General features: G+C 37.7%; 9 protein-coding genes. 8 read left to right on the plus strand and 1 reads right to left on the minus strand.

Annotated elements, in window-relative coordinates; genetic code table 11:
* Positions 1-83 precede the first annotated feature (83 nt).
* The 6 genes from DLD82_RS11885 to DLD82_RS11910 all read left to right on the plus strand — a co-directional run bounded on the left by DLD82_RS11885 (position 84) and on the right by DLD82_RS11910 (position 4,481).
* Positions 84-677, plus strand: a complete 594-nt coding sequence (locus DLD82_RS11885) for a methyl-accepting chemotaxis protein (RefSeq protein WP_281268007.1) — start codon at positions 84-86, stop codon at positions 675-677.
* 4 nt (positions 678-681) lie between these two features.
* The gene (locus DLD82_RS11890; RefSeq protein WP_109941344.1) at positions 682-1,197 is read left to right on the plus strand and encodes a chemotaxis protein CheW; all 516 of its coding nucleotides are present in this window, start codon (positions 682-684) and stop codon (positions 1,195-1,197) included.
* A 272-nt stretch (positions 1,198-1,469) separates the two neighbouring features.
* Complete coding sequence (locus DLD82_RS11895; protein WP_181391412.1) at positions 1,470-2,573, plus strand: ABC transporter substrate-binding protein; 1,104 nt, start codon at positions 1,470-1,472, stop codon at positions 2,571-2,573.
* A gap of 266 nt (positions 2,574-2,839) precedes the next feature.
* Positions 2,840-3,061, plus strand: a complete 222-nt coding sequence (locus DLD82_RS11900) for a hypothetical protein (RefSeq protein ID WP_109941346.1) — start codon at positions 2,840-2,842, stop codon at positions 3,059-3,061.
* Positions 3,062-3,616: 555 nt separating this feature from the next.
* Complete coding sequence (locus DLD82_RS11905; RefSeq protein ID WP_109941347.1) at positions 3,617-4,198, plus strand: hypothetical protein; 582 nt, start codon at positions 3,617-3,619, stop codon at positions 4,196-4,198.
* Positions 4,149-4,481, plus strand: a complete 333-nt coding sequence (locus DLD82_RS11910) for a hypothetical protein (protein WP_109941348.1) — start codon at positions 4,149-4,151, stop codon at positions 4,479-4,481. The genes DLD82_RS11905 and DLD82_RS11910 overlap by 50 nt, the downstream gene beginning before the upstream one ends.
* On the opposite strand, the gene DLD82_RS11915 is transcribed toward DLD82_RS11910, so the two are convergent.
* Positions 4,465-6,057 carry an IS1634 family transposase gene (locus DLD82_RS11915; RefSeq protein ID WP_109941349.1) on the minus strand — a complete coding sequence of 531 codons (1,593 nt, stop codon included), beginning with the start codon at positions 6,055-6,057 and terminating at the stop codon, positions 4,465-4,467. The two genes, DLD82_RS11910 and DLD82_RS11915, sit on opposite strands and share 17 nt — an antisense overlap.
* A 144-nt stretch (positions 6,058-6,201) precedes the next feature.
* Between DLD82_RS11915 and DLD82_RS11920 the strand changes: the two genes are divergently transcribed.
* A complete protein-coding gene (locus tag DLD82_RS11920) occupies positions 6,202-7,095 on the plus strand; it encodes an IPT/TIG domain-containing protein (RefSeq protein WP_109941350.1) in 894 nt (297 codons plus the stop codon).
* Positions 7,076-7,321, plus strand: coding sequence for a hypothetical protein (locus DLD82_RS11925; protein ID WP_109941351.1), 246 nt, complete (start codon positions 7,076-7,078; stop codon positions 7,319-7,321). The genes DLD82_RS11920 and DLD82_RS11925 overlap by 20 nt, the downstream gene beginning before the upstream one ends.
* Positions 7,322-7,494: the final 173 nt, after the last annotated feature.

A 7,494-nucleotide genomic window follows, 5' to 3' on the forward strand; every position in this document is an offset into this window, starting at 1 on the left:
CACAAACTTGTTTCCAGAAATTAGGTTGAGTCATTTGTAAGTTATAAATTCACAAACTTAGGTCTACCAATGAAGTAGGTACAATCGTTACCGATATCAACACGCAAATGGATGAGATCGGAAAGATTGTCCGGCTCATTTCAGATATTGCAAATCAGACCAATCTTCTGGCACTCAATGCAGCAATTGAGGCTGCTCGTGCTGGTGAAGCAGGGAGAGGCTTTGCGGTCGTGGCAGCAGAAGTCAAATCACTTGCACAGGATTCACGAAAATCAGCAGAAAATATTGAAGATATGATCGCTGCTCTTCAGATAAAGGCAAAACAGGCAACTGATGCCATGGAAAAATCCACCCATGCCGTACAAGAAGGAAGCATCGCATTAGATCAGACTCTCACAGCTTTTAATCAGATAGCCACTACTATAGAGGATATTAACAAGAATACGGTGGATGTTGCTTCTGCATCAGAAGAACAGGCAGCATCGGTAGAAGAAGTGACTGCAAGTATTCAGGAAGTATCTGTTCTTGTACAGAATACGACCCATGAAGCGGGAGATACAGCCGCAGCAACAGAAGAAGCAAGTGCTTCTATGGATGAAATCGGACATATAATGAATGAAATGGTAAGTATTGTTGCAAGCATTTCTAATGAGATGAAAAAATTCAGGCTGGTTTGATATAATGGGTGATCTGGCCGTAGAGAACACAGGAAAGGCATATTCAGGAATTAATGAAATTCAAGATGAGATTCAGGTTGTAGAATTTATACTGGGAGATGACATCTTTGCAATAAATCTCTTTGATGTAAAAGAAATCGTTGAGTATACTCGGATTACGCCACTTCCAGGAAGAGAGCAATTTATTAAGGGTATTATTGATCTCCGGGGAGAAATTACAACCATAATTGATCTTAAAGAAAAAATGGGTATAACTGCCAATAAGGAGATTAATGAACAAGCACGAATTATTGTAATAGATAATTCTGTAACCAAATCCAAGACTGGAATTCTTGTGGATGACGTTACAACCGTAATGTCTGTTCATTCATCACAGATTGACCAAAAAACATGTGATACTGATACTTCATCATATATCCTTGGAATCATCAAACAGAAACAACTTGACAGGGATTCTGATCAAACGTATCTTATTATCTGGCTGGATATTCCGGGCATGTTAAAGGATATTGGTCTATAATTTTCATATATTCTTACTCGATTCAAATCTTTTTCTACAATAATTTTTAAGTTTTTTGCAATTGTAATTTCAACCCCGGGAGGAGATGATTGCCATATGAATGACCCATTTGGCAGAAAAATTCAGTTTTTCCTCATTTGAAAAATTATTCAGATATTTACATAATTAAACGATCGTAATAAATGCAGATGTATTTTATGATATGATTGAATAATTATTCATACAAATTTGGTGATAGTATGAATTATAAATTGAGAATTTGGATCATTTGCATGTTTATTGTATTACTTACCACTACATGCTGGGCAGATTATGCTCCTGACGTTATCTCTGAAAGTGATACGGAATTGACTCTTGTTGATATGGATGGCAAATCGGTTACGATTCCAAAACATGTTGACAAGATTGTGGCAGTGGGATTCGGTTTTATTGAAGGAACCCTGTATGCTCTGGGAGCTCAGGATACTCTTGTAGGAACCGGAGGTGGCATCCGTTCCAATGTAACGGCAGATTACCTGATTCCAACCTTACGTGAACTTCCAAATGCTGGATCTCCAATAGATGGAATTAATCTTGAAACAATTGCTGCAATCAATCCTGATTTGGTAATAGTCCGGAAAAATGTCTATTTTAAGGAAAAGACCGATAAAGCAGTTGAAATGATTGAAGGACTGGGCATTCCGGTTGTAGTTCTTATGGATCCGAATAACTTCCATACTTCTGATATTGATACCATATATCAGGAGATTGCATTATTAGGAACTATTGTCGGTAAAGAAGAGAAAGCAAAGGAGCTTATTGATAAGATAGATGCCAGAGTCTCTCAGATTGTAGAAAGAACAGAAGGCATTGAAGATAAAGACAAACCCGCCGTACTCTTCACCGGTCTTGGTTCCTCGAGTACCAGGGATAAAGGAGGCGTTCTTGTTGTATGGGCAAAAGAGTGTGCGTCAACATTTGCAAATTTGATAAACATTCAAAGTGCGTATGATGGAGAAGGGAGAAATGTCCTCTCCGCAGAACAGGTTCTCCAGTTAGACCCTGATGTTATCATTCTGGAAACATCCAGTGGCGGTTACAATATAAGCCAGATATATGATGAAGACTATTACAAGAATATCCAGGAAGTATCTGCTATCAAGGATAAAAAAGTCTACACTATTGGAAAATTAACAAGTTGCGGGGATATCCAATTGGATCTTCCAATTATTCTACTGATAGAAGCAAAAGGTACTTATCCGGAGAAATTCTCTGATATCAATGTTTCAGAGTGGATAGAAGAGTATTACATGGATATATTTGGTATCAGTAAAGATATGGCGAAAGAACTGAAAAATACCCAGGGTCTTGAATGGGTAGACACATATGGGTTTTGATGGTAGTCAGTTGAGAGAATCAGATCCTGCAGTAACTAATTCCCCAGTTGTGAGGACAGATTAAAAAACATTTACAGGTTTTTTGAACACTTCAAGAACCCTGTTTTTCTATCGCTATCAAGAAAAGTTTGATTACTCTTTTTTTTAAATTCAGAAAGGATCTTACTTTGAGTTATTCTTTAGTTTTTATACCTCTTCTGTTTATTCACGGTTGTGGAAATCTAAATAGTCCTTATCCAAATGATATTTATCCGGTACAAAAGGTCATGTTTTACGGAAGAAATCCTGCTCTTGGAAACTGGAATCTCATCACCCTTTCTGATCCCAACAAGGCCGGACTATCATGGATATATGATCACCCTGCTCCGGTAATAGATACCATTTACCCGGCAGCCGGAGAGAATTCGGTTTCAATTCCGGTGAACATCACCGGATCAAACTACATGAGCATGACAGACTCGGACCTTACGGTCACCCTTTCGAGATAGGTCATATAATATTCTTCTTTTCTTTATTCCCATTTTCCGGAACCTGTTTTTGATTTATAAATTTATCAATGTTATAACCTGAGAAGAAAGATGATAATTTGTCCGGATATACAATATCCAGGCAAAAAAGAAAACAAACACCCTGATTATGTCCGGATAACGAATACAATAAATACAACTTAATTTACTTCTGATTGATTAGAGGTTAAAGAAATTTAATGATATTAATGCCTGGGTTATCTTATTCATAAATCATATGGAATATACGTTTTTCGATTTATCTTTCATTTTTGATTTGTTTATTTAGTTATCAATGAGAAGATACAAGTATGATTACCGGCAGGTGGGGAGCTGGGATATTATTTGACTGGACCAGGCACACGAAAAGGGTATTTTCATGAAACAAAACAAATTCCGGATGAAGGTAGATAATTGTACCGATTTTATCTCTCGTAACATTGTTGGTTATTATGTCTCTCTCAATGGACTGAAAAGTAATTTCCTACCTGGAAATTTTGTCAGAAAGACTCAGGAAAATACATTTCCGGGGGCATTATGAAAAATATAACGATATGTTTGATATTCTGCCTTTTTATTATCCTCTTTGTCCCCTACATAGAAGCTTCACAAATTTATATTGGAGATAAGATGGGGATGAATGATTTGAATTATCATTATTATGAGAATATTCGAGGGGTAGATTTAATCGTTCAGGGAACGCTGTACGATATGAAATCAGTTCATGTCAATGGAACTGGTATTGAGACAGAAGGTAAGATCTATATCAAAGAGATTCTGAAGCAGAGTAATAATTCAAATGTTACCGAGGGAATGATAATCAATGATTATGTATTTGGGGGAACCATAAATAATGAAACAACCTGTTATAATGATATATGCCCTAGAACTGAACCTGATGCTTCATATGAAGGGATCTATTTTTTGAATAATTGGGATTTATCTGGGAAAGGGAGATATTATCTCATTGAAACTAGTTCACGTTCTATCGATGAACTTAAACCAGCAATTGCAAATGCAGAAAAAGGATTACCGATCGAATTAATAGATATGTCATATACAGCACAAAATGAACGGGAACAAAAAAAACGGGATAATAACAACAACAGCAGTTCCTGAAATCATATTTATTACTCCAAGTGAAGGTTCAGCAGGAACAAAAACGCAAATCTCCATTTTGGGAACAAATTTTGGAAATAAAAGTTCAAATTATTCTACAGCAGATATTGCATTTTATTCTGGATATAATAAAGATAATCCGGATTATTTTGCTTCAGGAAGACAAGACACAGACTATAATGAAAATGAGATAATTAACTGGACGGACACACAGATTGAAGTGAATGTTCCATTTGGTTATTTAAAACCTCACCTCCCGAAAACCTTTAGGCACATAAATTGAGTGAAGTTAAAATTTCTCTATTTTTCTTACTGACTTCAGATTGTAGGATTTGTCCTTGAGATAGTACAAAAAGTTTGATCTTTTCAAGTTCAAGAAGAAGTTTTTCAACAGAATATTGTTTTGAAAGTCCCGTCTCTTTCAACATAGTCTGCAATCTCATGCGAATGATAAGGGCAATAAAAACCATGAATAAATAACCCTTCACCGAATCATCTCTTCTGGCATTAAGTGGCAAAGTATCCAAATCATTCTTCATTCTTAAGAAGCACTTCTCAACTGCATCTCTCTGGCGATACAGAGTAAGACATGAAAGCCAGTCCAAATCACCATTATAAAAAAGAATAAATCTTCCCAAGCGATTCATTCTTTGAGTGACCGCTTTTTGTTTTATTGAGACCTCAAACTTCCCATCAATAAATTTCCAATTCAAGAAACGTGCAAACCCTTTTGTTATTTCTTTCACCACCACCTCTGGTCTCTTCCAGTTTTGTGGTCTTGCTTTCTTCAATCGTTCAACAGCGTCGAATAATTGAACATAAAAAGAATCTCTTTCATCCTGCTCCCTTTTTGGGTCATAATAGCAGTATCCATTGACGGTAATAATTCTAGGTCTATCTTCTAGATCAAATTGATGCTCTAATGTAACTGGCATTGCAAATATGGGCCCTTTTTCTAATTTTTGAAGATATTGGGCTTGTTTAACCTTATTTTGTGACTTACTCATTAGTTCTTTAATTGAGGTCAATTGATACGTTGCAGGCAGAATAAATGGAATGTTTTCATTCAAAAGTTCAACAAGTGTTGTTTGAGAAAAGAAACCCCTATCCATTATCAGCCTGAATTGTTCCGAGCCAGTATCTTTGAGTCGAATGATTGTATTTTTAAGAGTTGTAATGTCTGCAATACTTCCTGGATAAAGGTCATAACGCACAGGAATCCCTTTATCCTTGTCCACAACGAGGGAGAAATTGATCTGTGGAAGACCATCATTATCCCTGTTATATCCATATTCTAGGCATTCCAGAAGTTTCGATGAACTGGATAAACTGGTGATATCGTAGAGAAGAGTGGCATCCGGTTCAATGTGAGCTGCGAAACGACTCATAAACTCTTCCGGGATGTTTTTTTGACCCAGGTTTGCTAAAAATTCGCTTATTCTTTGACCAGATAGGGGTAATTTATTGTTACTTAGCCAGAGTGAAGATCCTTCATACCAGGTTTGAACATTTGTCATCGCTGTGGGACGTAGAATGCGATTGTAAACAAGAGCTAATAACGTATCCGTTTCTGATTCTGAAAGAAATTCTTCTAGAGTTGCCTGAATTGAAAGCTCTTGGGTTATGCTCTGAAGAGGAAGCAGATTTCCATGATTATATGCAGCTTTTGGGGCAGAAGAGACGGACATTCGGGCAGGAATCATATCATCTGATCGCACTTTCACTGGTTGCCCATCGATATTCTTACCGAGGTATTTTGATTTATGTCGGATTTGCTTTTTTTCCTTATCGTAGTAAGGGATATCTTCGTACCAGTACTCCTTCCCATTAATTTTCTTGATACGGATTGTCGACTTCATTTCTGCTACTATATTATAAGCGCATATGTAATATGAACTTTGTGGTTAAAGAAAATTTTAACAGTGGAGAGATCCATAGGAAATTTAAATCGGATAAAAATTTTCTACGCATTAGAAAATTGCTATGCGCCTATGGATCGGTAGGTGAGGTTAAAAGAAAATGGATTAGATAACCCTTTTCCTGTAAGTAGTGGATATATCTACGTAAGAACAGATGAAAACCAGTCAAGTGAGAAATATCCTTTTACTGTCCCTTTTTCATTTGGACGAGAAAAATGGAACTCAAATAATAACTCTTATTTTGTGAGTGCTGATATTAACACTGATTTTCTCACCGCGATAAATGCGGCAGCAGATTCATGGAATGCCGTTGTTCCTTCAAAGTTCCATCTACATTATAATGGAGTTAGTACAAAAACAGAAAGAAAAAAAGATGGAGTCAGTCTTATTTGTTTTGGTCCTTTAACAGGTGGCTCATTTGCCTCAGCATTAACTTATCAAGGTACTGATCAACAAATCATAGAAGCTGACATAATAATAAACTCAACTCAGAATTGGAGTGTCACCAAAGCGAATGAAACCACAGCAAACTTACAGTCTGTAATGCTCCATGAATTCGGGCATTGGTTTCACCTCCGGGATCTTTGTGGAAATCTAAATAATCCCTACCCGGATGACATTCATTCAATACACAAAGTTATGTATTATTCAAGAGATCCTACTCTTGAAAACTGGAACCTCGTTACCCTTTCTGATCCCGACAAGGCCGGACTATCCTGGATATATGATCATTCTGCTCCGGTAATAGACGCCATTTCCCCGGCAACCGGAGAGAATTCTGCTTCAATTCCGGTAAACATCACCGGATCAAATTACATGAGCATGACAGACTCGGACCTTACGGTCACCCTTTCAAAATCAGGCCAGTCAAGTATCAATGCAAACTCCGTTCTTCTCATCTCCTCATCCCGGGTCTCCTGTACCCTGCCGATAACCGGTGCAGAACCAGGCCAGTGGAATGTCACTTTTCAACCATGACGGGCAGACGGTAACTATCGCAAACGGATTTACGATACTTAATCAGCCAGTCGTTACCGGTATCACTCCGAATTCCGGGGAGAACACCGGAACGGTGAACATAACAACCCTATCAGGCAGTAACTTCTCATCAGGTGCAACCGTAGCCCTCACGAAAACCGGACCAACAACGATTAATGCAACAAATGTATCCGTTATCTCATCATCACTCCTCCACCAGAGGTAACCGGAATTTACCCGGCTAGTGGACTAAACACCGGAACGGTGAGCATCACAAGCCTATCCGGAACCCTGTTTGAAAAAGGTGCAACGGTCAGACTGAAAATCCGGACAACAATCCTCATTTCCCTTTCCTACCCCACCGGATTCCGGAACCTGTTTTTGATTTATAAATTTATC

Origin of the sequence: Methanospirillum stamsii (assembly GCF_003173335.1) — an archaeon.
GTDB classification, from domain to species: Archaea; Halobacteriota; Methanomicrobia; order Methanomicrobiales; family Methanospirillaceae; genus Methanospirillum; species Methanospirillum stamsii.

What these genes read in the sequence shown, in the direction of transcription:
- DLD82_RS11890 (WP_109941344.1), top strand. Translation starts at nt 682, where the DNA reads ATGGGTGATCTGGCCGTAGAGAACACAGGAAAGGCATATTCAGGAATT.
- DLD82_RS11915 (WP_109941349.1), bottom strand. Translation starts at nt 6,057, where the DNA reads ATGAAGTCGACAATCCGTATCAAGAAAATTAATGGGAAGGAGTACTGG.
- DLD82_RS11900 (WP_109941346.1), top strand. Translation starts at nt 2,840, where the DNA reads ATGTTTTACGGAAGAAATCCTGCTCTTGGAAACTGGAATCTCATCACC.
- DLD82_RS11905 (WP_109941347.1), top strand. Translation starts at nt 3,617, where the DNA reads ATGAAAAATATAACGATATGTTTGATATTCTGCCTTTTTATTATCCTC.
- DLD82_RS11895 (WP_181391412.1), top strand. Translation starts at nt 1,470, where the DNA reads ATGTTTATTGTATTACTTACCACTACATGCTGGGCAGATTATGCTCCT.
- DLD82_RS11910 (WP_109941348.1), top strand. Translation starts at nt 4,149, where the DNA reads ATGAACGGGAACAAAAAAAACGGGATAATAACAACAACAGCAGTTCCT.
- DLD82_RS11925 (WP_109941351.1), top strand. Translation starts at nt 7,076, where the DNA reads ATGTCACTTTTCAACCATGACGGGCAGACGGTAACTATCGCAAACGGA.